The following is a 23,126-nucleotide window of genomic DNA, read 5'->3' on the forward strand; positions in this document are numbered from 1 at the left end:
CCGATACGCTACGGATCGGTAGCCAATCCCGTACCACCCTCAGTACGAGCACCAGTCCAGGACGAGCAGGAGCCGCATCCCGATGTCCGAGCCGGAAGCACACATCCACACCACCGCGGGCAAACTGGCGGACCTGCAGCGGCGGGTCGAAGAGGCCACGCACGCCGGTTCCGCCCGTGCAGTGGAAAAGCAGCACGCAAAGGGGAAGTTGACGGCGCGTGAGCGCATCGATCTGCTGCTGGACGAGGGCTCGTTCGTCGAGCTGGACGAGTTCGCGCGGCACCGGTCGACGAATTTCGGACTGGACCAGACCCGTCCCTACGGTGACGGTGTGGTGACCGGCTACGGCACGGTCGACGGCCGCCCGGTGGCCGTCTTCTCCCAGGACTTCACGGTCTTCGGCGGGGCGCTGGGCGAGGTCTTCGGCGAGAAGATCGTCAAGGTGATGGACTTCGCGCTCAAGACCGGCTGCCCGGTCATCGGCATCAACGACTCCGGCGGCGCGCGCATCCAGGAGGGCGTGGCCTCGCTGGGTATGTACGGCGAGATCTTCCGCCGCAACACCCATGCCTCCGGCGTGATCCCGCAGATCAGCCTGATCGTCGGCCCGTGTGCGGGCGGCGCGGTCTACTCCCCCGCCATCACCGACTTCACGGTCATGGTGGACCAGACCTCGCACATGTTCATCACCGGTCCCGACGTCATCAAGACGGTGACCGGTGAGGACGTCGGCTTCGAGGAGCTGGGCGGCGCCCGTACGCACAACGCCACCTCCGGTGTGGCGCACCACATGGCGGGTGACGAGAAGGACGCCATCGAGTACGTCAAGGGCCTGCTGTCCTACCTGCCGTCCAACAACCTCTCGGAGGCTCCGGCCTTCCCGGAGGAGGCGGATCTGGAGACCTCGGACACCGACCGCGAGCTGGACGTCCTGATCCCGGATTCGGCCAATCAGCCGTACGACATGCATGTCGCGATCGAGCACGTCCTGGACGACAACGAGTTCCTGGAGACCCAGGCGCTGTTCGCGCCGAACATCCTGACCGGCTTCGGGCGGGTCGAGGGCCATGCGGTCGGCGTGGTCGCCAACCAGCCGATGCAGTTCGCGGGCATCCTGGACATCAAGGCGTCGGAGAAGGCCGCGCGGTTCGTGCGGACCTGCGACGCGTTCAACGTCCCGGTGATCACCTTCGTGGACGTGCCCGGCTTCCTGCCCGGCACCGACCAGGAGTGGGACGGGATCATCCGGCGCGGCGCCAAGCTGATCTATGCGTACGCGGAGGCGACGGTCCCGCTGATCACGGTCATCACGCGTAAGGCGTTCGGTGGCGCGTATGACGTCATGGGCTCCAAGCACCTGGGGGCCGACCTCAACCTGGCCTGGCCGACCGCGCAGATCGCCGTCATGGGCGCCCAGGGTGCGGTCAACATCCTGCACCGCCGCACGCTGGCCGCGATCGAGGATCCGGCCGCGCAGGACGAGCGGCGCCAGGAGCTGATCCAGGAGTACGAGGACGCCCTGCTCAACCCGTACGTCGCGGCCGAGCGCGGCTACATCGACGCGGTGATCATGCCGTCCGAGACGCGCCGGCACATCGTCCGCGGGCTGCGCACGCTGCGCAACAAGCGCGAGGCGCTGCCGCCGAAGAAGCACGGCAACATTCCGCTCTGACCGGCAGAACCAGAATCTGCGAAGGAGGGCCGTTTCGATGATCAGGGTCGTACGGGGCAATCCCACACCCGAGGAGCTGGCCGCCGCACTGGCGGTGGTGCAGGTCCGCGCGGCGGCTGCCGCTTCCGCCGCGCCCGCGGGACCCGATCGCGGCACCGAGTGGTCCGATCCCGCGTCCACGGTTCCGGCGCGGGCACGGATGCCGCACCCGGGCCCGCGGGCCTGGCGGACGAGCTACTGGCCGCATTGACCGGCTGACGGTGTGCGATGACCGGCCGCGTCAGGTCGGTGCATAGTGCATTGACTAGTCCCTCACACCCGTGGCGCCTGAGTACGCGTACTCAGGCGCCACGGGCACATCGGGCTCAGGATCGGTACATGCTGTGGTCAGATCCGCCCGATGAGCCTCCTGAGGAGCTGCGCGACGTGCAGGCCAAGCTCCGCAGAATGGGCATCGTGCTGGCAGTGGTCGCGGTGGTGCTGATGGTCCTGATCTCGGGGAGGTAGCCGTTCCCGTCCGCGAGGAGGTAACCCTCACAGCTCCCGTCCGCAACCATCATCGCTGAAATCGACTCTTTCTCTCTCGACAGTGCAATTCGGGCGGCCGGCCGCGGGGCGGTGGCGCCCGGCCGGGAGTGGGAGAGCGATGAACAGGCCGCTGAGGCATATAGCCGTCTTCTGCGGGGTGCTGGTCCTGGCCCTGCTGGCCCGCGTGACATGGGTCCAGTTCGTCCAGGCGGACGAACTCGCCAATGATCCCCACAACCGGCGCGTCAAGATCGAGGCGTTCTCCTACCCGCGCGGCAACATCATCGTCGGCGGCAAGCCGATCACCGGCTCGGTGGCGACCTCCGGTGACTTCAAGTACAAGCGGACGTACACGGACGGCCCGATGTACGCGCCGGTCACCGGCTTCGCCTCGCAGGCCATGGGCACGACCTTCCTGGAGGGCATCTACAACAAGGTGCTCAGCGGCAAGGACGACCGGCTCGCCTTCAACCGCGCCCAGGACGTCCTGACCGGCAAGAAGCCGCGCGGCGGCGATGTCGTCACCACCATCGACCCCAAGGCGCAGAAGGCCGCGTACAAGGGGCTGACCGACCTCAACGCCAAGGGTGCGGTGGTCGCCCTCGACCCGCGCGACGGCCGGGTCCTCGCGCTCGCCTCCACCCCCTCCTACGACCCGTCGGTGTTCGCCGGCCTCTCCAACGCCGAGAGCCGGAAGTTCAAGGCGATGGACACCGACAAGAGCAAGCCGCTGAGCAACCGGGCGCTGCGGGAGACCTTTGCCCCCGGCTCCACCTTCAAGATCCTCACCGCGGCGGCCGCCCTGGAGAACGGTGTGGTGTCGGACATCGATGCCCCGTCGGACGCGGCCGCTCCGTACCAGCTCCCGCAGAGCACGACGAAGATCGGTAACGATGTCGCGGGCGCGCCCTGCGACAAGGCCTCGCTGAAGACCGGCATGCAGTGGTCGTGCAACAACGTCTTCCTCGACACCGCGCTGAAGGTCGGCAAGGAGAAGATGCGCGAGACCGCGGAGAAGTTCGGCTTCAACTCCGACGTCTACGACAAGGAGCTCGGGGACCTGCTGGCCAGCAAGAGCCTCTACCCGGACAAGCTCGACAAGCCGCAGACCGCGCTGACCGGTATGGGCCAGGGCAGCCTGACCAGCACACCGATGCAGATGGCGATGGTGGCCGCCGGCCTCGCCAATGACGGCAAGGTGATGATGCCGCACATCGTCGACGAGCTGCGCGGCCCCGACCTGTCGACGATCGAGAAGATCAAGCCGAAGCTGAAGTCCCAGGCCGTCTCCGCCGACACCGCGAAGAAGGTGCAGCAGATGATGGAGTACACGGTCAACGAAGGCACGGCCGAGAAGGCCAAGATCGACGGCGTGACGGTCGGCGGCAAGACCGGCACCGCCCAGCACGGCGCGAACGTCAACGACGAGCGCCCCTACGCCTGGTTCGTCTCCTACGCCAAGCAGAGCGACGGCTCCTCCCCGGTCGCGGTCGCCGTCTTCGTCGACCCCAAGGAGATGGACATTCCCCGGGAGCAGATCGCCGGCGGCAAGCTGGGCGGCCCGATCGCGAAGTCCGTGATGGAGGCCGTGCTCAACAAGTAGTCCGGGGTCCCACAAGTAGTCCGGATTCCCCACCAGCAGTCCGGGCGCCCTGGCGGCACCCGCGGCTCCGTACGATGGCGGACATGACCGAAGAGCCCCGCCCCCGCCGTCTCGTCCTCGCCTCCCAGTCCCCCGCCCGGCTGGCCCTGCTGCGCCAGGCCGGGCTGGCGCCCGAGGTCGTCGTCAGCGGCGTCGACGAGGATGCCCTCACCGCCACCACGCCCGGTGAGCTGGCCCGCGTCCTGGCCGAGGCCAAGGCCACCGCCGTCGCCGCCCGCCCGGAGGCCGCCGGTGCGCTGGTCGTCGGCTGCGACTCGGTCCTGGAGCTGGACGGGCGGGCGCTCGGCAAGCCCGCCGATGCCGAGGACGCCACCGCCCGCTGGAAGTCCATGCGCGGCCGCTCCGGCATCCTGCAGACCGGGCACTGCGTCATCGACACGGCGGCGGGCGGCCGCCAGGTCTCCGCCACCGCCTCGACCACGGTCCGCTTCGGCGAGCCCACCGACGCCGAGATCGCCGCCTACGTCGAGAGCGGCGAGCCGCTGTTCGTCGCGGGCGCCTTCACCCTCGACGGCCGCTCCGCCCCCTTCATCGACGGCATCGACGGCGACCCCGGCAATGTCATCGGCCTCTCCCTGCCGCTGCTGCGCCGTCTGCTGGGCGGCCTGGACGTGGCGATCACGGATCTGTGGACCTGAGCGTCATCGCTCCCCGGCTCCGGTGCGGGCCGGGACGCATTTGATGGCGCCGGGTGGGGAACCGATGGATCCGATACGGCCCGGCCGGCCGGATCGGTCCCGTCGGCCGGGCAGTCCGGTCGGCCGGGCAGTCCGGTTCACCGGACCGGTCCGGTCCATGTCCGTGAGGAGTCCGCACCATGCCCAAGATTCTGATCATCGCCGGTGACGCCACCGAGGACCTGGAGTTCTTCTACCCCTACCAGCGGATGCTGGAGGAGGGGTACGAGACGAAGGTCGCGGCCCCGTCGCGGAAGAAGCTGCAGTTCGTGGTGCACGACTTCGTCGAAGGCTTCGACACCTACATCGAGCGCGAGGGCCACTCCTGGCCGTCCGACCTCGCCCTGTCCGAGGTCGACCCGGAGGAGTACGCCGCGCTGGTCCTCCCGGGCGGCCGGGCACCGGAGTACCTGCGCAACGACTCCGACTACCGACGGGTGGTCACCCACTTCTTCGACGAGGACAAGCCCGTCGCCCACATCTGTCACGCGGCCCTCACCCTGGCCCCCCTCGGCGTCCTCAAGGGCCGCCGTACCGCCGCCTACCCTGCCTGCGCGCCGGATGTGGCGATGGGCGGCGGGATCTTCGTCGACGGTCCGGCGGTCGTCGACGGCAAGGTCGTCTCGGCGCGTGCGTGGAACGACCAGCCGGAGTGGATGCGGGCGTTCATGGAGGTGCTGCGGGAGCATGCGCCGGTGAAGGGCTGAGCGGGGCGCCGCGGTCCGCCGCGGTCCGGCCGTCGGCACCGGCCCCGGTCGGACCGCGGCCCCGGCCCCGGCCCCGACGCACCCGGGCGCCGGCACACCACGACGCTCAGGGCACCGGCAGCGCATAGAGCGACGTGCCGTGGAGGATGAACACCCGGTTGCCGTCCCCCACCAGCCAGGACCGCTCGGCCGCGGGGAGCTTGTACGTCAGGACGGGGACGCCGGTCGACAGATCCGCGGCGAACACCTTGTACCAGGGGTCGCCCTCGATGGACCAGAGGGCGCGCCCGTGGATGAGCACCGGGAGCCCGCGGACCGTCGTTCCGTTCCCGCCCTGGATCTCGCTGCCGTCGCTGGTCTTCCTGATGCTGGGCCACTCGTCGTGCGCGGCACAGACGGTGTGGTCGTCGAAGACCGTCGCCGGGCCCCAGTCCTCGTGCTTGTCCCACGGGTCCCGCTTGTCGATCGACCACAGCTTCTTGCCGTCGCTGATCCGGCGGGCGGTGAGCGTCTTGCCGTTGAGGTAGACGGTGGTGCCGTGGACGGCCGGGCGGATCAGGTCGTCCCCTTGGTCCGGCAGGTCCCACACCTGGTGGCCGTCGGCCGTGTCGACGGCGAACACATTCCCGTCGCTCGTGGCCAGGACCAGGCGGCCGTGGGCGACGGCGCCCGGCGGTTCGACCTTGGTGCGGTAGCCGGCGGCGATCTTCGCCGTCCAGCGGATCGTGGCGTCGGAGCGCCGGACGGCGCGGAGTCGGTGGTCCTTCGTCAGGACGTAGACCGCCTCGTCGTCGGCGGCCAGCAGGACGCTCGCCTCGGCGTCGACGGTCCAGCGGGGCTCGCCCGTCGAGGCGATGAAGGTGCGGATCGTGCCCTTGGCGTCGGCGGCGGCGATCAGCCGGTCCGAGAGGGAGAGGTAGCGGCTCGGCGCGCTGACGCCGCGGACGGCCCAGCGGCGTTTGCCGTCCACGACGTTGTGGGCGGCGATCCCGCCGCCGCGTGCGCCGAAGACGATGACGTCCCGTACGGGCAGGGGCGCGGGCGTGTCGTCGGCGAGGACGTCGACCGGGCCCCACAGCGGCTTCACCTCGCCGCCGCTGAGGTAGTCGCCGTTGTCGGCGTCGAGCACATGCGCCACCGGGGTCCTGGCGGCGGGCGGAAAGGCGAAGAGATCGGTCTTCGCGGCGGGTTGCCGCGGTTCACGGGGCCACCAGGCCGCCGCGGCGCCGCCGCCCGCGGCCAGGACCGCGCCGCCCGCCGCCAGGCCCGTCAGCAGCCTGCGCCGCGTCACCGGCCGAACGACGCCGCCGTCGGGCAGGGTCGGCGCGGTCAGCTCATGGATGCCGCGCTCGCGCTCCTTGATCGCCTCGGCCACCCGGCCGCGCCGCCAGGCCCGTTCGGCGCCGCGCGGCGCTGCGAAGGCGGCGGCGATCCGAGCGGGGCCGGGCCGGGCGGCCGGGTCCTTGGCGAGGCAGGGGGCGATGAGATGCCGCAGGGCTTCCGGGACGCCGGTCAGGTCGGGTTCGTCGTGGACGACCTTGTACTGGAGGGCGGCGATGTGGGAGGCGTCGTAGGCGCGATGCCCACTGGCCGCGTACACCAGGACCGCGCCCAGGGAGAAGACATCGGCCGCGGAGGACACGCGCCGGCCCAGGACCTGTTCGGGGGCGCCGTAGCCGGGGGTGACCGGGACCTGGCCGGTGGAGGTGAGGGTGAGGCCGTGCTCGGGGCGGGCGATACCGAAGTCGATGACGCGGGGGCCGGACGAGGTCAGGACGATGTTCGGGGGTTTGAGGTCACGGTGGATCAGGCCGGTGGCGTGAATGTCCGCCAGGGTGTCCGCGATCGACGCGGCGAGGGCGCGCACGGCCGGTTCGTCGAAGGGGCCGTACGCCTCTACGGCCTCATCGAGGGTCGGTCCGGCCAGGAACTCGGTGGCGATCCACGGGCGGCCGCCCTCGGTCTGCGCCCCCAGGACGCCCGCCACGCCCTTGCTCGTCACGGCCTGCGCCGCCTGTGCCTCGCGGACGAAGCGCTGGGCGAGCTGCGGTGCGTCGGCGAGTTCGGGCCGCAGCACCTTGACGGCGGCCACGGTGCCCCCGGCGTCCTGGCCGACGTAGACCTTGCCCATACCGCCTTCGCCGAGCACGCCGAGCAGGCGGTAGGGGCCGAGGCGGAGGGGATCGCCGGTGCCGAGGGGTTTCATGGGCGGTGTCCTTCAGGCGAGTTCAGGAAGGTTCAGCGACGTCAGGCGCGTGGTGGCGCGTGGTGGCGTGCGATGGCGCGTTCAGCGGAGCGGGAAGCCCGCGAGGAAGTCGGGGCCGGAGGCGATGATCATGCCGCTCTTCTCATGGGCGGTGAACCGGGTCCCGCTGGTCTTGTAGAACTGCTCGGTGGTGTGCGAGGTGAGGCCGACGGCCCGGAGGAGCTCGTCGGTGTGGCTGTAGGTGTAGGCGTACTCGGAACCGATCACCGGATGGACGACATGATCCGCCCTCGGGCCCTCCGCGCTCTTCTCCGCCCATCGCGGCTTTCCGCTTCCGGTGCCGAACGCGACCAGGCCGAGGCCCTTCTCCACCGCGTACAGCACCCCGCCCTTGAGGACCGGCGGCCCGTACGTCTTCCCGGGGCGGGTGGCGGCCGTGTCCCACGCCGGTCCGCCGTCGCTCAGCCGCAGCGCCCGCAACGGGCCGTAGCCCAGGTAGAGATGCTTGTCGTCGGCCGTGAGCGGATCCCGTACGAGGCGCCGGTCGGCGCCCTTCCACGGCTTGTCCCAGACCACCTTCCCGGTGCGGATGTCGCGGGCCGCGATCCGGACCGTGCCGTCGTTCATCTGCTGCAGAACCACCAGGAGGCGGCCTGCGACCTTGGCGGACAGGAAGTGGTTCTCGTCGCTCTCGGCGGAGTGGAACGGCAGCGGGTCGGTCCACTTCCGGCTCCCCGTGGCGAGGTTCACCGCCATCACGGACCAGGGCAGCTGGCGTTCGTACCGCTTGACCTTCCCGTGTGAGATCGCCAGATAGGCCGTGTCGTCGGCGACGGCCAGCAGCCGGCTGATGAGGCCGTTGTCCCGGTCGTCCGACACCGGGGCGAGGCGCTTGCCGGCCTTGCCCGAATCGAGGTCCACGCGGGCGAGGAACCATGTGACGGACCTCAGCGAGCCGTTCGCATCACGGTGCTCGTCCCTCGCGATCTGATAGACGCGGGTGCCGTCCGAGGCGACCTGCCACGAGTCGTCCGCGTACAGCGAGAACGTCCACCGGGACGCGCCGGACTTCGCGTCCACACCGCGCGCCCCGGCGTTGGCCACCAGGACGACCTGGTCACCAGCGAGCAGGGGGACTTCGGGGTTCTGGTCGTCGCCCGGGCCGCCGTACTGCTTCTGCCACACCGAGTCCAGCTTTTTCTTCTTCACCGGGCCGACGCTCGGCCCCGGCTTCGGCTCGGTGTACCCGGGCCCGGTGCCGGGGCCCGGCGCCGGCTCGCTCGCGCCCAGCCAGGCCCACACTCCCGCCCCGGCCCCCGCGACGCCGAGCACCGACCCCGCGCCAGCCGTCAGCAGCCCCCGGCGGGACAGGCGGCGGGCGGGGGCGTCGGCGGACGGCACGGTCGGCGGCGGGCCGGGCGGTGCGGGCAGCCGCTGCGGGACCACCTGCCACACCTCGCTCGCCCGCCGCCCGATCTCCGCGAGCACCGCGTCCGGCAGATGGCCGGCGAACTCCCCGGCACCGTCGTGCAGGTGGGCGGCGAGCTCGGCGGTCGTCGGACGCCCGTCGGCCTCCTTGGCCAGACAGCGGGACAGGACCGGGACCAGGGCGGCGGGCACGCCGGTGAGGTCCGGCTCGCCGTAGCGCACCCGGTAGAGGAGGTCGGCCGGCTGCCCGTTGCCGAACGGGCCGCGGCCGGTGGCGGCGAAGACCAGGACCCCGGCGAGCGCGAAGACGTCCCCGGCCGGGGCGTGTTCCTCTCCGGTGGCCTGCTCCGGCGACATGAAGGCCGGGGTGCCGACCGCGGCGCCGGCGTGGGTCAGCCGGTCATCGCCGAGGGCCCGGGCGATACCGAAGTCGATGACCTTCGGGCCGTGCGCCGTGATCATGATGTTGGACGGCTTGAGGTCACGGTGCACGACATCCGAGTGGTGCAGTTGCCCGAGCGCCCCGCACAGCGCCGCCCCGAGGGCACGCACCGTCGTCTCGGGCAGCGGACCGGCCTGCTCCACCGCCTCGTCGAGCGGTGGGCCGAGGACGTACTCGGTGGCCATCCACGGGGTTTCGGCGAGCGGATCGGCGTCGACGACCTGGGCGCCGTAGCGGCCGCCGATGACCCGGGCGGCATCCGCCTCCAGCCGGAAGCGGGTACGGAATGCGGTCTCGGTGGCGATCCGGGCGTGCATCGTCTTGAGTGCCAGCGTCCGGCCGCCCGGCGAGCGGGCCAGGTAGACGGTGCCCATGCCGCCGCTGCCCAGCCGGGCGATGAGGCGGTACGGGCCGAAGCCGTGCGGGTCGTCGTGGGCGAGGGGGAAGGGCATGGCGGGCGTCAGTCCTGGCGTGCGGCGGGCGGGAGCGGGAGGGTCGCGGCGAGTACATCGGCCGACTGGCGGGCGAGGGCCGCGATCAGCCGGCCGGGCAGCCAGCCGGGGCCGAGCACGGCGGCGGCGCGGCCCGCGGGAGTCCCGGCGGCGTCGAGCACGGTGGCGGGCGGCAGGGGACCGGCGGCGTCACCCGCGGCTCCCGGTACGGACGCTCGCGCACCGTCCCCGGCGAGCGGGCTGAGCGCGTCCAGCACCTCGGCGGGTCGCGGCCGCGCCGCCGGGTCCCGGGAGAGGCAGCCGGTGATGACGGTCCGCAGGGCGGCCGGGAGCTCTTCCCGCTCCGGGACGGTGTATCCGGTGGCGGCGTAGGCGAGGGTCGCGCCGAGTGCGTAGACATCGCCCATCGGCTGCGGCCGCCCGCCGGCGGCCTGCTCCGGCGGCAGGCTCCCCGACTCCAGGCCCGGCAGCCCGGAGCGCGGCGTGCCGTCCCCGGCCGCGGCCCGTACCGCCCCGAAGCAGGTGAGCCGGGGCCCGTCGGCGGCCAGCAGCACGGCGGCGGGCGACACACCGGCATGGGCCAGGCCCTGACCGTGCCCGATGATCAGGGTCTCCACCAGGGCCGCGCCGAGCGCCCGTACGGTGCGCTCGGGCAGCGGCCCGCCGTACAGGGCGAGCGCGGTGGGCAGCGGAATCGCGGGGAGGTAGGGGCGGGCGTGCCAGGGCGCGTCACCGGGCGCGGCGAGTTCGGCGGCCGGTGCGGCCCACGGCCCGAGCAGATAGCGCGAGGCCTCCGCCTCGGCGAGGAACCGCCCGGGGTCGGCCTCCGGCAGCGGAACACCGATCAGCACCGTACGGTCCCCGTCCGCGCTCCGCCCGATGAACCGCCGCTCCGGTACGGGTACCCGAGGCCGCTCGTCATCCAGAGGGCGGAGCACCACATACGGACCGATCAGCCCCCCGTCCCCGGCTCTCGCCCGGCCCTCTCCACCCGCAACTGGCGCATGCATGCGCACCATCCCCCGTCCGACGACACGCGCGAGAGCCTACCCGGGCGTGTCGCGCGGCCCCGGACGGCCTCGATCCGGCCCCGCTGCGGCCGGAGTTCGGGCCTGCTCGGCCGGTGGTGCCCGGGGCGGTCAGGCGGACGAGGGAGCCGCGGGCGACGCCCCGTTCGGGGTGTTCGGAGTGTTCGGGGAGTTCGTGCCGTTCTCCGGGGCCCCTCGCCCCTCACCCTCACGCCCCTCCCCGTACGCCACCAGGGTCAGCACCAGCAGCGCCAGCACCACCGTCATCGCGAGGAAGGCGACCCAGCCGACCAGGCCGACGGCGAAGGCACCCAGCACGCCGTGCACCACCGCGCAGCTGATGAGGGCGATACGGGTGAAGCCGCCGGGGGCGCGGTCGCGTATCGCGGTGCGGAACAGAACGGCGGCGCAGAACAGCAGGTAGAGGCCGAAGACGATGCCGCCGACCCAGGAGCCGGCGGACATCGCACGGGGCTGCAGCCCGGCCAGGGACATCTGCTGCCTGTCCACGACGATGCTCAGAATCCAGTTGAGCAGCACGATCCCGAACGCCTCCAGGACCAGTACCACCGCCGCGGCCAAGGCCACCGGCCGTCGTGCCACCACCACGTCCACCCACTTCCGCCATGTGCCGAGCCGAGGCGCCCTGCGGACGCCCGATGCCGCTGATGCTCCCGGTGCCCCTGTTACCGCGGGGTACAGGACATCGCGCACGCTACATGGGGGTCCCCCCTCCGGGGGAAGAGCTCTGCGGAAGGTAAAAGCTGGGCAAGGGTTGTGCGCGGGCGGACGCGGACGCCGGCGACCGGAAGGGTGACGGCACGCCGACGGACCGAGCCGCCCGCAAAGTTTCCTTCGCCCATTCGTAGGGACTCCACAAAGAATTGACGATCCGCTGGACGCCCGCGGCGCGAGACCTAAGCCACACCGGGGCACGACGTGACGCCCAGGAATCCGGGCCTACCCTGGGATACCAGGGGACTTAGGTTCCTCACTGGCGCCCCGAGCACACTCCGTGTGGGCAAGCTCACCCCAGGGAACGGGTCGGCACGCGGTGTCGCCAGTCCCTAAAATCGCCGCATCCATTTGTTACGGCGAAGCGCCAAGGAAGGACCCATCGTGCGCAAGGTGCTCATCGCCAACCGTGGCGAAATCGCTGTTCGCGTTGCCCGTGCATGCCGGGACGCGGGGATCGGAAGCGTGGCCGTCTACGCCGACCCCGACCGGGACGCCCTGCACGTACGCGCGGCAGACGAGGCGTACGCCTTGGGCGGTGACACTCCTGCCACCAGTTACCTGGACATCGCCAAGGTCCTGGCTGCCGCCGCCGATTCGGGTGCGGACGCCATCCACCCGGGGTACGGCTTCCTGTCGGAGAACGCCGAGTTCGCACAGGCCGTCCTGGACGCGGGGCTGACGTGGATCGGGCCGCCCCCGCAGGCCATCCGCGACCTCGGTGACAAGGTCGCAGCGAGGCACATCGCCCAGCGGGCCGGTGCCCCGCTGGTCGCCGGCACCCCCGACCCGGTCTCCGGTTCGGACGAGGTCGTGGCCTTCGCCAAGGAGCACGGGCTGCCGATCGCGATCAAGGCGGCCTTCGGTGGCGGCGGCCGTGGTCTGAAGGTCGCCCGCACCCTCGAAGAGGTCCCGGAGCTGTATGACTCCGCGGTGCGCGAGGCGGTCGCCGCGTTCGGCCGCGGCGAGTGCTTCGTCGAGCGGTACCTGGACCGTCCGCGGCACGTCGAGACCCAGTGCCTGGCCGACAAGCACGGCAACGTCGTCGTGGTCTCGACCCGTGACTGCTCGCTGCAGCGCCGCCACCAGAAGCTGGTGGAGGAGGCCCCGGCCCCGTTCCTGACCAAGGAGCAGAACGCCGAGCTGTACCGCGCCTCCAAGGCCATCCTCAAGGAGGCCGGCTACGAGGGCGCCGGCACCTGTGAATTCCTCGTCGGCCAGGACGGCACCATCTCCTTCCTGGAGGTCAACACCCGCCTCCAGGTCGAGCACCCGGTCACCGAAGAGGTCACCGGCCTCGACCTGGTCCGCGAGATGTTCCGGATCGCCGACGGCGAGGAGCTCGGCTACGACGACCCGGCCGTCCGCGGCCATTCGTTCGAGTTCCGCATCAACGGCGAGGACCCGGGCCGGGGCTTCCTCCCGGCCCCCGGCACGGTCACCGCCTTCGCCGCACCCGCCGGTCCGGGCGTGCGCCTGGACGCGGGCGTGGAGTCCGGTTCCGTCATCGGTCCGGCCTGGGACTCCCTCCTCGCCAAGCTGATCGTCACCGGCGCCAGCCGTGAGCAGGCCCTGCAGCGCGCCGCCCGTGCGCTGGCGGAGTTCACCGTCGAGGGCATGGCCACCGCCATCCCCTTCCACCGCACGGTCGTCACGGACCCGGCGTTCGCGCCCGAACTCACCGGCTCCAAGGAGCCGTTCACGGTCCACACCCGCTGGATCGAGACCGAGTTCGTCAACGAGATTCCCCCGTTCGCCGCACCGGGCGCGGACGAGGCCGAGGCCGACTCCCGCGAGACGGTCGTCGTCGAGGTCGGCGGCAAGCGCCTGGAGGTCTCGCTGCCGTCCTCGCTGGGCATGCCGCTGGCCCGGGCCGCGGTCGCCGGCGGTGCCAAGCCCAAGCGCAAGGCCGCCAAGAAGTCCGGCTCCGCCGCCTCCGGCGACGCGCTCGCCTCCCCGATGCAGGGCACCATCGTCAAGGTGGCCGTCGAGGAGGGCCAGCAGGTCACCGAGGGCGAGCTGGTCGTCGTCCTGGAGGCCATGAAGATGGAGCAGCCGCTCAACGCGCACCGCTCCGGCACCATCAAGGGCCTGACCGCCGAGGTCGGCGCCGCCCTCACGTCCGGCGCCGTGATCTGCGAGATCAAGGACTGACGCGACGGCATCCCGTATGCGCGCGAGGGGCTCCCGGCACCGGCCGGGAGCCCCTCGCGCGCGTTCCGACCCGGCTACGAGTTCCCGACCACGTCCTCCGGGAAGCTCAGCGACCGGCTCATCCACTCCAGCGCGGCGGGCAGTTCACGCCGCCAGGTGGCGAAGTTGTGGCTGCCGTGGGCGAGGACGATCGAGTCCGCCTTCATCGGGGGCCGGACCGCGGCGAGGAAGGCCCGGGCCGCCGGGTAGTTCTTCTCGCCGGTGCGGCTCGTGCCCACCAGGACGTCCACCCGGGGAGCGGGCAGATGCCGCAGCCGCCACATCAGGTCGTGCTCCTGACGGCGGCGGCCCCGGTCCCGTCCCTCGCCGAAGAGGTTGCCGGTCGTGGGGTCGTTGCTGACCTTGTAGTCGGGCGAGAGGGCGGCCGCCGAGGTGTACGTACGGTCGTGCCGCATGGCGAGCTGGAGGGCACAGCTGCCGCCCGAGGAGTAGCCCATGACGCCCCAGCCGCCGGGGTCGTGGCCGACGCGGTAGCGGGACTTGAGCGCGTCCGGCACATCCCGGGCGAAGAAGGTCTCGGCCTGCGGGCCGCCCGGCACATCGACGCACTGGGTGTCGCGCGGCGGCGCGATGGTGGGCCGCAGCATCACGATGACGGTCGGCTGCATCGTGCCTTCCCGGATCAGCCGGCCGGCGGTCTGCGGCAGCCGCAGGTGCTGGCCCAGCAGGAAGGTGCCCCCCGGATAGCCGCTGAGCGCGACGACGACGGGGAACCGCTGGCGGGCGTACTGGGGCTGGAAGTACTGCGGCGGCAGGTAGACGTACGCCGGGTCCACCGCCCGGGTCCGCTTGCCGACGATCCGTACGGACTCGACCTTGCCCACCAGGGACGGCTCCCCCTTCGGCAGACCGTGCACCTTGTCCAGCCCGTCCGCCCCCGAGGCCTGCACCAGGCCCTTCGACGGATCGCCGGCGGGCCCGGCCGTCCCCGCGTCGCCCCATTTGCCGACGGCGGCCGGCGCATCGTCGTACAGCCCGAGCAGTTCGCGCCAGGAGCCGTAGAACTGGAAGTTGGCGTTCACCGCGAGCCCGAGCGCCGCCACGACGGCCAGCTGCGTCGCGGCGATCACCCCCAGCCGCCCCAGCAGCGCCCGCGGCCCGCGCCCGGCGAACCGCGGCCACAGCCAGAGCGTGAGCCCCACACAGACCACGGCGACCGCGGCCACGGCATAAAACAGCGATCGGCTGGTCAGTCCCATGACTATTCCCCAGGTGTTCCGCGCCGCGCTCCGCTTCCCCGGCGGCCCGTCACGGCGTATTCCAGAGCCTCCGGAAACCCCCGGAAGACCTCGTTGCGCCTGGTTTGATGACCCCTCGCGGCGGCACGTTGCGGCCCCGGCACGGTGTTCGGCTGCGCGACCAGCGGGGGATGCCGGGGCTTCATGCCCGGTCCGCCGCCCGGTTACCTGCCGGGCGGGCAGGCCGGTTCAAGGAGCGCTCGGGCCGCTCCGCCACCTCACGTGCACACCGCACCGAGACACCCTCCGAGCGCGCAATGGCATCCTGGACCCACCGGGCCGCGACCGGCCCGGTCGAGGGAGGACGGCGATGGGGACCGAGACGGCAGGGCAGCGGCAGTCGGCGCGGGGTCCGGTGGTGGGCGGGCCGGCGCGGACAGCGGACGTGCGTCCCATGCGGGCCGATGCGCGCCGCAATTACGAGCGGCTGCTGACCGAGGCCCGTACGGCCTTCACCGAGCACGGCACGGACACCTCGCTGGAGGACATCGCGCGCCGCGCCGGCGTCGGCATCGGCACCCTCTACCGGCACTTCCCGAACCGGACCGCCCTGATGGGCGCGGTCTTCCAGGGCGAGGTGGACGCCCTGCTGGCGCACGCCAGAGAGCTCGCGGACGCGCCGCAGCCGTGCGCCGCGCTGGTCGAATGGCTGCGCGCGATCATCACCCACGCCAGTACCTACCGCGGGCTGTCCCGCGCGCTGATGACGGCATCGGCGGATGACAGTTCGGGGATGGCGCGGTGCAGCGTGCCGATGCGGGAGGCCGGCGACGCGCTGCTGACCCGCGCCCAGCGGGCCGGGGCCGTACGCGCCGATGTCAGCATCAGCGATCTGATGCAGCTGACCAACGGCATCTCGCTGGCCGTGGAGGAATCCCCGGACGACCCCCAGCTCGCCGACCGGCTGCTGACCCTCACCCTGAGCGGGCTGAAGGGCGGCGCGCGGAAGCCGTAGGGGGGTGACGACGCCCCCGAGCCGGGGCGGCGCGCCCGGGCGGCGCGCCTCCGGCTCCTGGGGTCAGCGCCGTCGCGGGGCCAGGTCGGCGACCCGGCCGCCCGAGGCCTCGGACAGGGGTGCGGCCGAGCGGAGCTGTGGTCCGCCGCCCCCGCCGCCCGGCGCATGGCTGCGCCGCTGGCCCGGCAGCGGGACGTCCCGCCGGGGGCCTCTTCGGTCCCCGGCACCCCCCTCCATCCCGGGCTGCCCCGGACCGCGGCCCGCGGCCGGGCCGCCGGCGACGGCGATCTGCACGCCCTGGTCGGCCAGCGCCTGCAGCTCCGTGGCGGCGCGGTCGTCGTGGCCCGGCGGCTCGTCCGTGACGAGCCGCGTGATCACATCCGTCGGCACGGTCTGGAACATCGTGTCGGACCCCAGCTTGGTGTGGTCGGCGAGCACCACCACCTCCCCCGCCGCCTGCACCAGCGCCCGGTCGACGCTGGCGGAGAGCATGTTGGAGGTGGACAGGCCGCGCTCGGCGGTCAGACCACTGCCCGACAGGAAGGCGCGGGACACCCGCAGGCCCTGGAGGGACTGCTCGGCACCACTGCCGACCAGCGCATAGTTGGAGCCGCGCAGGGTGCCGCCGGTCATCACGACCTCGACGCGGTTGGCATGGGCCAACGCCTGGGCGACCAGCAGGGAGTTGGTGACGACGGTCAGACCGGGGACCCGGGCGAGCCGGCGGGCCAGCTCCTGGGTGGTCGTTCCGGCGCCGACGACGATGGCCTCGCCCTCTTCGACGAAGCCGGCCGCGAGATCGGCGATGGCCGTCTTCTCCGCGGTCGCTAGATGGGATTTCTGTGGGAATCCGGATTCGCGAGTAAAGCCTCCCGGCAGGACCGCACCGCCGTGGCGGCGGTCGAGCAGCCCTTCTGCCTCCAGCGCCCGCACGTCCCGCCGTACGGTTACTTCGGAGGTCTGGACGACGCGGGCGAGCTCCCGGAGCGATACGGCTCCATTGGCGCGCACCATTTCAAGGATCAATTGGCGACGTTCTGCAGCGAACACGAAACTGACAGTAACGCCAACGACCGTCTGTTTTCAGCAGGTTGCACCAATTAACGGAAGTTCTGCGCACCGCGGAGCGTGACGTGGTATGCGGTGTGCATATGTCGTGCGGATGCCGAACAGCCGCGCGGCGGGACCCGCTTGGCGCCTGGTCAGCCGCCGTGCGGGGCCCCTGCGGCGACGGTCCGGCGGGCCGGACCGCTCCCCGGCCGCTGCCGGGACGTTTCATCCGCAGTGCTCAGCGGTGGCACAAACATTTCAATCGCCCGACCGCTGCCGTCCGTTTATCGCCCCGGTCGCCCCTTGCCGGTCTATTCGCCGGCCGTCTTGCGGCTGTGCAGCTGGCGGGCGACCTCGGCGAGCGAACCGGACAGTGACGGGTAGACCGTGAACGTGTTGGCGATCTGCTCGACGGTCAGATTGTTGTCGACCGCGATCGAGATGGGGTGGATCAGCTCACTGGCGCGCGGGGAGACGACCACACCGCCGACGACGATGCCGGTGCCGGGGCGGCAGATCAGCTTCACGAAGCCGTCGCGGATGCCCTGCATCTTGGCGCGCGGGTTGCGCAGCAGCGGGAGCTTCACGACCCGGGCGTCGATCTTGCCGCTGTCCACGTCGGCCTGGGAGTAGCCGACGGTGGCGATCTCCGGGTCGGTGAAGACGTTCGCGGAGACGGTCTTGAGGTTCAGCGGCGTGACCGCGTCGCCGAGGAAGTGGTACATCGCGATCCGGCCCTGCATCGCGGCGACGGACGCCAGCGCGAAGATGCCGGTGCAGTCGCCGGCCGCGTACACGCCGGGGGCGGTGGTGCGGGAGACCTTGTCGGTCCAGACGTGGCCGGACTCCTTGAGCTTGACGCCGGCCGCTTCCAGGCCGATGCCCTCGGTGTTGGGGATGGAGCCGACCGCCATCAGGCAGTGCGTACCGGAGATCGTGCGGCCGTCGGCCAGGGTGACCTCGACGCGGTCGCCGACCCGTTTGGCGGACTGGGCCCGGGAGCGCGACATGACGTTCATGCCGCGGCGGCGGAAGACGTCCTCCAGGACGGCGGCCGCGTCCGGGTCCTCGCCCGGCAGCACGCGGTCACGGGAGGAGACGAGGGTGACGCGGGAGCCGAGCGCCTGGTAGGCGCCGGCGAACTCGGCACCGGTGACACCGGAGCCGACCACGATCAGCTCTTCGGGCAGCTCGTCGAGGTCGTAGACCTGCGTCCAGTTCAGGATCCGCTCGCCGTCGGGGAGCGCGTCGGGGATCTCGCGGGGGTGCGCGCCGGTGGCGATCAGCACCGCGTCCGCGATCAGGCCCTCGGTCGTGCCGTCGGCGGCGGTGACCGTCACCTTGCGGGAGCCGTCCGGCGCCTGGCCCGGCTCCAGCCGGCCGCGGCCGCGCATGACCCGGCCGCCGGCCCGGGTGACGGACGCGGTGATGTCGTGCGACTGGGCGAGCGCGAGGCGCTTGACCCGTCGGTTGACCTTGCCGAGGTCGACGCCGACGACCCGGGCGGGCCGGTCGTTGTACGGGGTGTCGTCCTCGACGATGATGCCGAGTTCTTCATACGACGAATCGAAGGTGGTCATCACCTCGGCCGTGGCGATAAGAGTCTTCGACGGCACGCAGTCGGTCAGCACCGACGCCCCGCCCAGACCGTCGCAGTCGACGACGGTCACCTCCGCGCCGAGAGAGGCGGCCACCAGGGCCGCTTCGTATCCGCCGGGTCCGCCACCGATGATCACGATCCGAGTCACGTACTCCATTGTCCCGCACACCCGTGCGCGGCTCTCCCCCGGGGGCGGGCTGTGTCCTTCGCGGCCCTCCACGGGCAACCGGGGCGCGCCCGGCCAGGCCTCTTGTGCGAACCTCCGCCACCACGAGCCCGGCGGGCATCCTCCCGTACCCTCGGAACCATGTCGCTCTACGCCGCGTACGCCGGCAACCTCGACGCGCGGCTGATGTCCCGCCGCGCACCGCACTCGCCGCTGCGCGGCACGGGCTGGCTCAACGGCTGGCGGCTGACCTTCGGCGGCGAGCAGATGGGCTGGGAGGGCGCACTGGCGACGATCGTCGAGGCCCCCGTCTCGCAGGTCTTCGTCGCCCTCTACGACATCGCGCCCATGGACGAGGAGTCCATGGACCGCTGGGAGGGCGTCGGCATGGACATCTACCGCCGGATGCGGGTGCGGGTGCACACCCTCGACGGCGACGAGGCCGCATGGCTCTACGTCCTCAACGGCTATGAGGGCGGTCTGCCGTCCGCCCGCTATCTGGGCGAGATCGCGGATGCCGCGGAGTCGGCGGGCGCACCGCACGACTATGTGATGGAGCTGCGCAAGCGGCCCTGCTGACGGGCGGCCGCGACGGGCACACCGCCGGGCGCACCACCGGACGCGCGCCGGGCGCACCCCGGGACGCACCGCCGTACGGGTGTCGCGACGCGCCCGGGACGACATGTTCGGCAAAACCCACAAGACGACGATCCCAGGACCGTGAGCAGAGACATCTACGCGCGTAGGGGATTACCGGCTACCCTCGTCCGCGTGAACGCATCTGTTACCCCGGACATCGACCGTGACCCGCAGGGCGCCGCCGCCGACGCCGCCGCCCGTCTGCGCCGGCTGACCGGCGCCGAGACCCATGACGTCGCCCTGGTGATGGGCTCCGGCTGGGCGCCGGCCGCCGAGGCCCTGGGCGCGCCCGAGCACGAATTCCCCGTCACCGAGCTGCCCGGCTTCCCGCCGCCGGCCGTCGCCGGACACGGCGGCACGATCCGCTCGTACCGGGTCGGCGAGAAGCGGGCGCTGGTCTTCCTGGGCCGTACGCACTACTACGAGGGCCGTGGTGTCGCCGCGGTCGCGCACGGCGTCCGTACCGCCGCCGCGGCCGGCTGCAAGACCATCGTGCTCACCAACGGGTGCGGCGGTCTGCGCGACGGCATGCGCCCCGGCCAGCCGGTCCTCATCAGCGACCACCTCAACCTGACCGCCACCTCCCCGATCGCCGGCGCGAACTTCGTCGACCTGACGGACCTGTACTCGCCGCGGCTGCGCGCGCTGTGCAAGGAGGTCGACCCGAGCCTGGAGGAGGGCGTCTACGCCCAGTTCCCCGGCCCGCACTACGAGACCCCGGCCGAGATCAAGATGATCCGGACGCTGGGCGCCGACCTGGTCGGGATGTCCACGGTCCTGGAGGCCATCGCGGCACGTGAGGCCGGTGCCGAGGTGCTCGGCCTGTCGCTGGTGACGAACCTCGCCGCCGGCATGACGGGCGAACCGCTCAACCACGAAGAGGTGCTGCAGGCCGGCCGCGACTCCGCGACCCGGATGGGCAGCCTGCTCGCCCAGGTGCTCGGCAAGCTCTGAGGCGCCCCGGCTCTCCGGCGCCGGCCCCAGGACGATGGCGGGCGACGGCCGCGGCGGGTGCGCGACACCCGCCGGGCCGCCCCGCCGCCGTCACCACCGCACCGGCCGGGCGGCCGGCCCGCCCCGCCGTGCGCCGCCGCCGTCCCCCGCACGCTGCCATCCCAGCGGCATTGGCCGGTTCTGCGGCTCCCCTCATGCGCTGGGCGGGTATGCGTGACGAGCCGGGCGGGGTCCTCCCCCGGCAGCTGCCCCAGCGCGCCCCCACCCGTATTCACCGTCAGGAGCATCACGTGGCTACCGATCCCGCGGAGCTGATCAACCGGGCCCAGGCATGGCTGGCCGAGGACCCCGACCCGGAGACCCGCGAGGAGCTGTCCAAGCTCGTCGAGGCCGCCGCCGGCGACGACCGGATCGCGGCCGAGCTGGCCGCGCGGTTCGCCGGCACCCTCCAGTTCGGCACCGCCGGGCTGCGCGGGGAGCTGGGCGCGGGCCCGATGCGGATGAACCGCTCCGTGGTCATCCGGGCGGCGGCCGGTCTCGCCGCGTACCTCACGGCGCAGGGTGACGGCGCCGGGCTGGTCGTCATCGGCTACGACGCCCGCCACAAGAGCGCCGACTTCGCCCGCGACACGGCGGCCGTGATGGTCGGCGCGGGCCTGCGCGCCGCGGTGCTGCCGCGCCCGCTGCCCACCCCGGTCCTGGCCTTCGCGATAAGGCATCTGGGCGCGGTGGCCGGTGTCGAGGTCACCGCCAGCCACAACCCGCCGCGCGACAACGGCTACAAGGTCTACCTGGGCGACGGTTCGCAGATCGTGCCGCCCGCGGACGGCGAGATCGCCGACCGGATCGCCGCGGTCGGGCGCCTGGCCGGCGTACCGCGCCCCGAGGCCGGCTGGGAAACCCTCGACGAGGCGGTCCTGAACGCCTATCTGGCGCGTACGGACGCGGTGCTGACGCCCGGCTCCCCCCGGGACACCAAGGTCGTCTACACCCCGATGCACGGCGTCGGCCGGGACACCCTGGTCGCCGCCTTCGCCCGGGCCGGGTTCCCGGCCCCGGTGGTCGTTGCGGAACAGGCCGAGCCGGACCCGGACTTCCCGACGGTCGCCTTCCCCAACCCGGAGGAGCCGGGCGCGATGGACCTCGCGTTCGCCACCGCCCGCGACCGGGCCGCGGACGCCGACATCGTGATCGCCAACGACCCCGACGCGGACCGCTGCGCCGTCGCCGTCCCCGACCCCGCTGCGCCGGACGGCTGGCGGATGCTGCGCGGCGACGAGGTCGGCGCGCTGCTCGCCGCCCATCTGGTGAGCAAGCGCGCGTCCGGCACCTTCGCGACGACCATCGTCTCCTCCCAGCTGATGTCCCGTATCGCGGCCGCCTCGTCGCTCCCGTACGAGGAGACGCTGACCGGCTTCAAGTGGCTGGCGCGGGTGGACGGCCTGCGGTACGCCTTCGAGGAGGCCCTTGGCTACTGCGTCGACCCGGAGGGCGTGCGCGACAAGGACGGCATCACCGCCGCGCTGCTGATCACCGAGCTGGCCGCGGAACTCAAGCAGGCCGGGCGCACCCTCACCGACCTGCTCGACGACCTGGCGCTGGAATTCGGGCTGCACGCCACCGACCAGCTCTCGGTCCGCGTGGAGGACCTGTCGCTGATCGCCGATGCCATGGGCACGCTGCGCGCGCAGCCGCCCACCGCGCTCGCGGGCCTGGCCGTGACCCGGGCCGACGACCTCAACCGGGGTACGGAGACGCTGCCGCCGACCGACGGTCTGCGCTACTACCTGTCCGGCTCGCCACAGGCCGGTGTCGAGGCCGCCCGTGTGGTGGTCCGTCCCAGCGGCACCGAGCCCAAGCTCAAGTGCTACCTGGAGGTCGTGGTGCCGGTGGCCTCTCCCGAGGCGCTGCCCGAGGCCCGGACGAAGGCCGCCGCGGCGCTGGCGTCCCTCAAGCGGGACATGGCGGCGGCGGCCGGAATCTGAGGGGTTTTCCGGGAGGGCTCTCTCAGGGGGTTCCGGGAGGCTCCCGGGGTTTTCCGGGGGCCTCCCGGGGTTTTCCGGGGGGCCTTCCGGAGTTTTCTCAGGGTTGCCGAGGGGCGGGGCGACGGCGCGCCGCCCCTACAGCGCCGCCATCACGGCCAGCCCGGCCGCGCCCACCACGATCGGCGCGATGACCGCGTACGCCCAGCGCACCACCGGCTCGCCCTGGGCGCTCTCGCGGCCCGCGGCGCGCTCCTGGACCTCGCGGAGCTCCGCGAGGGCCTGGTCGGCCATCGCGAGCGGCACCGGGCCACCGTCGCCGGCATCGGCCTGCGGTCCGAACCGGGGGCCGGGCGTGGCGCCCCGCCGCGCCTGCCGGCCGGCCTTCTTGCGCTGCCGCAGCGAGACCGGGATCGCCCACAGCTGGTACGTCGTGCCGGAGCTGCTGACCGCCTCGGTCGAGAACGCCGCGCGCAGCGTCTCCACCGCGCCCCACGGCAGCGTGACCGTACGGAACGGATTGCGCACCGTCAGCCGGTCATCGCCCGCCCGCACCAGCGGCCGCAGGGTGTAGGCGACCACCAGCGGCACACCGAGGAGCAGCGCGAAGACCGCCATGAGCTTGGTGTGCGCAGCGCCCCGCAGCAGCGCGTCGCCGCCGAGCCAGCCGCCGAGCAGGAGGAGGAGTACGCCGCCCGCGAGGGCCGCGGGCGAGCGGTAGCTGCGCTCCGCGTACTGCTGCTGGGGCGGGGAGGACCGGTCCTGGCTCGTCATGCCGCCGATTCTGCCT

General features: G+C 72.4%; 19 protein-coding genes. 11 read left to right on the forward strand and 8 right to left on the reverse strand.

The features are described from left to right. The first annotated feature begins 82 nt into the window (after window positions 1-82). From OHS81_RS12810 to OHS81_RS12835, 6 genes are all read left to right on the forward strand, one after another. The gene (locus OHS81_RS12810) at window positions 83-1,672 is read left to right on the forward strand and encodes an acyl-CoA carboxylase subunit beta (protein ID WP_328384906.1); all 1,590 of its coding nucleotides are present in this window, start codon (window positions 83-85) and stop codon (window positions 1,670-1,672) included. A gap of 37 nt (window positions 1,673-1,709) precedes the next feature. Next, complete coding sequence (locus OHS81_RS12815; protein WP_129294468.1) at window positions 1,710-1,922, forward strand: acyl-CoA carboxylase epsilon subunit; 213 nt, start codon at window positions 1,710-1,712, stop codon at window positions 1,920-1,922. 128 nt (window positions 1,923-2,050) lie between these two features. Beyond that, entirely contained in the window at window positions 2,051-2,179 is a 129-nt protein-coding gene (gene mmpB, locus OHS81_RS12820) for a morphogenic membrane protein MmpB (protein WP_328384907.1), read from the forward strand. 139 nt (window positions 2,180-2,318) lie between these two features. After that, window positions 2,319-3,803 (forward strand): peptidoglycan D,D-transpeptidase FtsI family protein, encoded by a 1,485-nt coding sequence (locus OHS81_RS12825; protein WP_328384908.1) that lies wholly within the window; start codon window positions 2,319-2,321, stop codon window positions 3,801-3,803. An 83-nt stretch (window positions 3,804-3,886) separates the two neighbouring features. Next, window positions 3,887-4,501, forward strand: a complete 615-nt coding sequence (locus tag OHS81_RS12830; protein WP_328384909.1) for a nucleoside triphosphate pyrophosphatase — start codon at window positions 3,887-3,889, stop codon at window positions 4,499-4,501. A 179-nt stretch (window positions 4,502-4,680) separates the two neighbouring features. Further along, window positions 4,681-5,247 carry a DJ-1/PfpI family protein gene (locus tag OHS81_RS12835; protein WP_328384910.1) on the forward strand — a complete coding sequence of 189 codons (567 nt, stop codon included), beginning with the start codon at window positions 4,681-4,683 and terminating at the stop codon, window positions 5,245-5,247. A 106-nt stretch (window positions 5,248-5,353) separates the two neighbouring features. Here OHS81_RS12835 and OHS81_RS12840 read toward each other — a convergent pair whose 3' ends face one another. From OHS81_RS12840 to OHS81_RS12855, 4 genes are all read right to left on the reverse strand, one after another. Then, window positions 5,354-7,453 (reverse strand): protein kinase domain-containing protein, encoded by a 2,100-nt coding sequence (locus OHS81_RS12840; protein ID WP_328384911.1) that lies wholly within the window; start codon window positions 7,451-7,453, stop codon window positions 5,354-5,356. Window positions 7,454-7,534: 81 nt separating this feature from the next. Then, window positions 7,535-9,775, reverse strand: a complete 2,241-nt coding sequence (locus OHS81_RS12845; RefSeq protein ID WP_328384912.1) for a protein kinase domain-containing protein — start codon at window positions 9,773-9,775, stop codon at window positions 7,535-7,537. Window positions 9,776-9,783: 8 nt separating this feature from the next. Further along, window positions 9,784-10,785, reverse strand: a complete 1,002-nt coding sequence (locus OHS81_RS12850; RefSeq protein ID WP_328384913.1) for a serine/threonine protein kinase — start codon at window positions 10,783-10,785, stop codon at window positions 9,784-9,786. A 129-nt stretch (window positions 10,786-10,914) separates the two neighbouring features. Beyond that, the gene (locus tag OHS81_RS12855) at window positions 10,915-11,406 is read right to left on the reverse strand and encodes a hypothetical protein (protein WP_328384914.1); all 492 of its coding nucleotides are present in this window, start codon (window positions 11,404-11,406) and stop codon (window positions 10,915-10,917) included. A gap of 516 nt (window positions 11,407-11,922) precedes the next feature. Between OHS81_RS12855 and OHS81_RS12860 the strand changes: the two genes are divergently transcribed. Continuing rightward, window positions 11,923-13,692 (forward strand): acetyl/propionyl/methylcrotonyl-CoA carboxylase subunit alpha, encoded by a 1,770-nt coding sequence (locus OHS81_RS12860; protein ID WP_328384915.1) that lies wholly within the window; start codon window positions 11,923-11,925, stop codon window positions 13,690-13,692. Window positions 13,693-13,766: 74 nt separating this feature from the next. On the opposite strand, the gene OHS81_RS12865 is transcribed toward OHS81_RS12860, so the two are convergent. Continuing rightward, entirely contained in the window at window positions 13,767-14,951 is a 1,185-nt protein-coding gene (locus OHS81_RS12865) for an alpha/beta hydrolase (RefSeq protein ID WP_328384916.1), read from the reverse strand. A gap of 433 nt (window positions 14,952-15,384) precedes the next feature. On the opposite strand from OHS81_RS12865, the gene OHS81_RS12870 reads away from it, so the two are divergent. After that, on the forward strand, window positions 15,385-15,945 hold the full coding sequence (locus tag OHS81_RS12870; RefSeq protein ID WP_328391115.1) for a TetR/AcrR family transcriptional regulator: 561 nt from the start codon (window positions 15,385-15,387) through the stop codon (window positions 15,943-15,945). A gap of 63 nt (window positions 15,946-16,008) precedes the next feature. Here OHS81_RS12870 and OHS81_RS12875 read toward each other — a convergent pair whose 3' ends face one another. Then, complete coding sequence (locus OHS81_RS12875) at window positions 16,009-16,995, reverse strand: DeoR/GlpR family DNA-binding transcription regulator (RefSeq protein WP_328384917.1); 987 nt, start codon at window positions 16,993-16,995, stop codon at window positions 16,009-16,011. A 311-nt stretch (window positions 16,996-17,306) separates the two neighbouring features. After that, entirely contained in the window at window positions 17,307-18,752 is a 1,446-nt protein-coding gene (locus OHS81_RS12880) for an NAD(P)H-quinone dehydrogenase (protein WP_328384918.1), read from the reverse strand. Window positions 18,753-18,902: 150 nt separating this feature from the next. On the opposite strand from OHS81_RS12880, the gene OHS81_RS12885 reads away from it, so the two are divergent. The 3 genes from OHS81_RS12885 (at window position 18,903) to OHS81_RS12895 (ending at window position 22,339) form a co-directional block, all read left to right on the forward strand. Then, a complete protein-coding gene (locus OHS81_RS12885; protein WP_328384919.1) occupies window positions 18,903-19,340 on the forward strand; it encodes a gamma-glutamylcyclotransferase in 438 nt (145 codons plus the stop codon). A 192-nt stretch (window positions 19,341-19,532) separates the two neighbouring features. After that, a complete protein-coding gene (locus OHS81_RS12890) occupies window positions 19,533-20,354 on the forward strand; it encodes a purine-nucleoside phosphorylase (RefSeq protein WP_328384920.1) in 822 nt (273 codons plus the stop codon). A 290-nt stretch (window positions 20,355-20,644) separates the two neighbouring features. Next, window positions 20,645-22,339 (forward strand): phospho-sugar mutase, encoded by a 1,695-nt coding sequence (locus OHS81_RS12895; protein WP_328384921.1) that lies wholly within the window; start codon window positions 20,645-20,647, stop codon window positions 22,337-22,339. A gap of 135 nt (window positions 22,340-22,474) precedes the next feature. Here the strand turns inward: OHS81_RS12895 and OHS81_RS12900 are convergent, their stop codons facing one another. Then, a complete protein-coding gene (locus tag OHS81_RS12900; RefSeq protein WP_328384922.1) occupies window positions 22,475-23,110 on the reverse strand; it encodes a PH domain-containing protein in 636 nt (211 codons plus the stop codon). Window positions 23,111-23,126: the final 16 nt, after the last annotated feature.

This window comes from Streptomyces sp. NBC_00400 (assembly GCF_036048035.1).
GTDB lineage: Bacteria > Actinomycetota > Actinomycetes > Streptomycetales > Streptomycetaceae > Streptomyces.

Excerpts from the sequence above, each read along its gene's own strand:
- OHS81_RS12900 (WP_328384922.1), bottom strand. The coding sequence starts at position 23,110 with ATGACGAGCCAGGACCGGTCCTCCCCGCCCCAGCAGCAGTACGCGGAG.
- OHS81_RS12845 (WP_328384912.1), bottom strand. The coding sequence starts at position 9,775 with ATGCCCTTCCCCCTCGCCCACGACGACCCGCACGGCTTCGGCCCGTAC.
- OHS81_RS12840 (WP_328384911.1), bottom strand. The coding sequence starts at position 7,453 with ATGAAACCCCTCGGCACCGGCGATCCCCTCCGCCTCGGCCCCTACCGC.
- OHS81_RS12810 (WP_328384906.1), top strand. The coding sequence starts at position 83 with ATGTCCGAGCCGGAAGCACACATCCACACCACCGCGGGCAAACTGGCG.
- mmpB (WP_328384907.1), top strand. The coding sequence starts at position 2,051 with ATGCTGTGGTCAGATCCGCCCGATGAGCCTCCTGAGGAGCTGCGCGAC.
- OHS81_RS12835 (WP_328384910.1), top strand. The coding sequence starts at position 4,681 with ATGCCCAAGATTCTGATCATCGCCGGTGACGCCACCGAGGACCTGGAG.
- OHS81_RS12830 (WP_328384909.1), top strand. The coding sequence starts at position 3,887 with ATGACCGAAGAGCCCCGCCCCCGCCGTCTCGTCCTCGCCTCCCAGTCC.
- OHS81_RS12870 (WP_328391115.1), top strand. The coding sequence starts at position 15,385 with ATGCGGGCCGATGCGCGCCGCAATTACGAGCGGCTGCTGACCGAGGCC.
- OHS81_RS12885 (WP_328384919.1), top strand. The coding sequence starts at position 18,903 with ATGTCGCTCTACGCCGCGTACGCCGGCAACCTCGACGCGCGGCTGATG.
- OHS81_RS12865 (WP_328384916.1), bottom strand. The coding sequence starts at position 14,951 with ATGGGACTGACCAGCCGATCGCTGTTTTATGCCGTGGCCGCGGTCGCC.
- OHS81_RS12880 (WP_328384918.1), bottom strand. The coding sequence starts at position 18,752 with ATGGAGTACGTGACTCGGATCGTGATCATCGGTGGCGGACCCGGCGGA.
- OHS81_RS12825 (WP_328384908.1), top strand. The coding sequence starts at position 2,319 with ATGAACAGGCCGCTGAGGCATATAGCCGTCTTCTGCGGGGTGCTGGTC.
- OHS81_RS12815 (WP_129294468.1), top strand. The coding sequence starts at position 1,710 with ATGATCAGGGTCGTACGGGGCAATCCCACACCCGAGGAGCTGGCCGCC.
- OHS81_RS12850 (WP_328384913.1), bottom strand. The coding sequence starts at position 10,785 with ATGCATGCGCCAGTTGCGGGTGGAGAGGGCCGGGCGAGAGCCGGGGAC.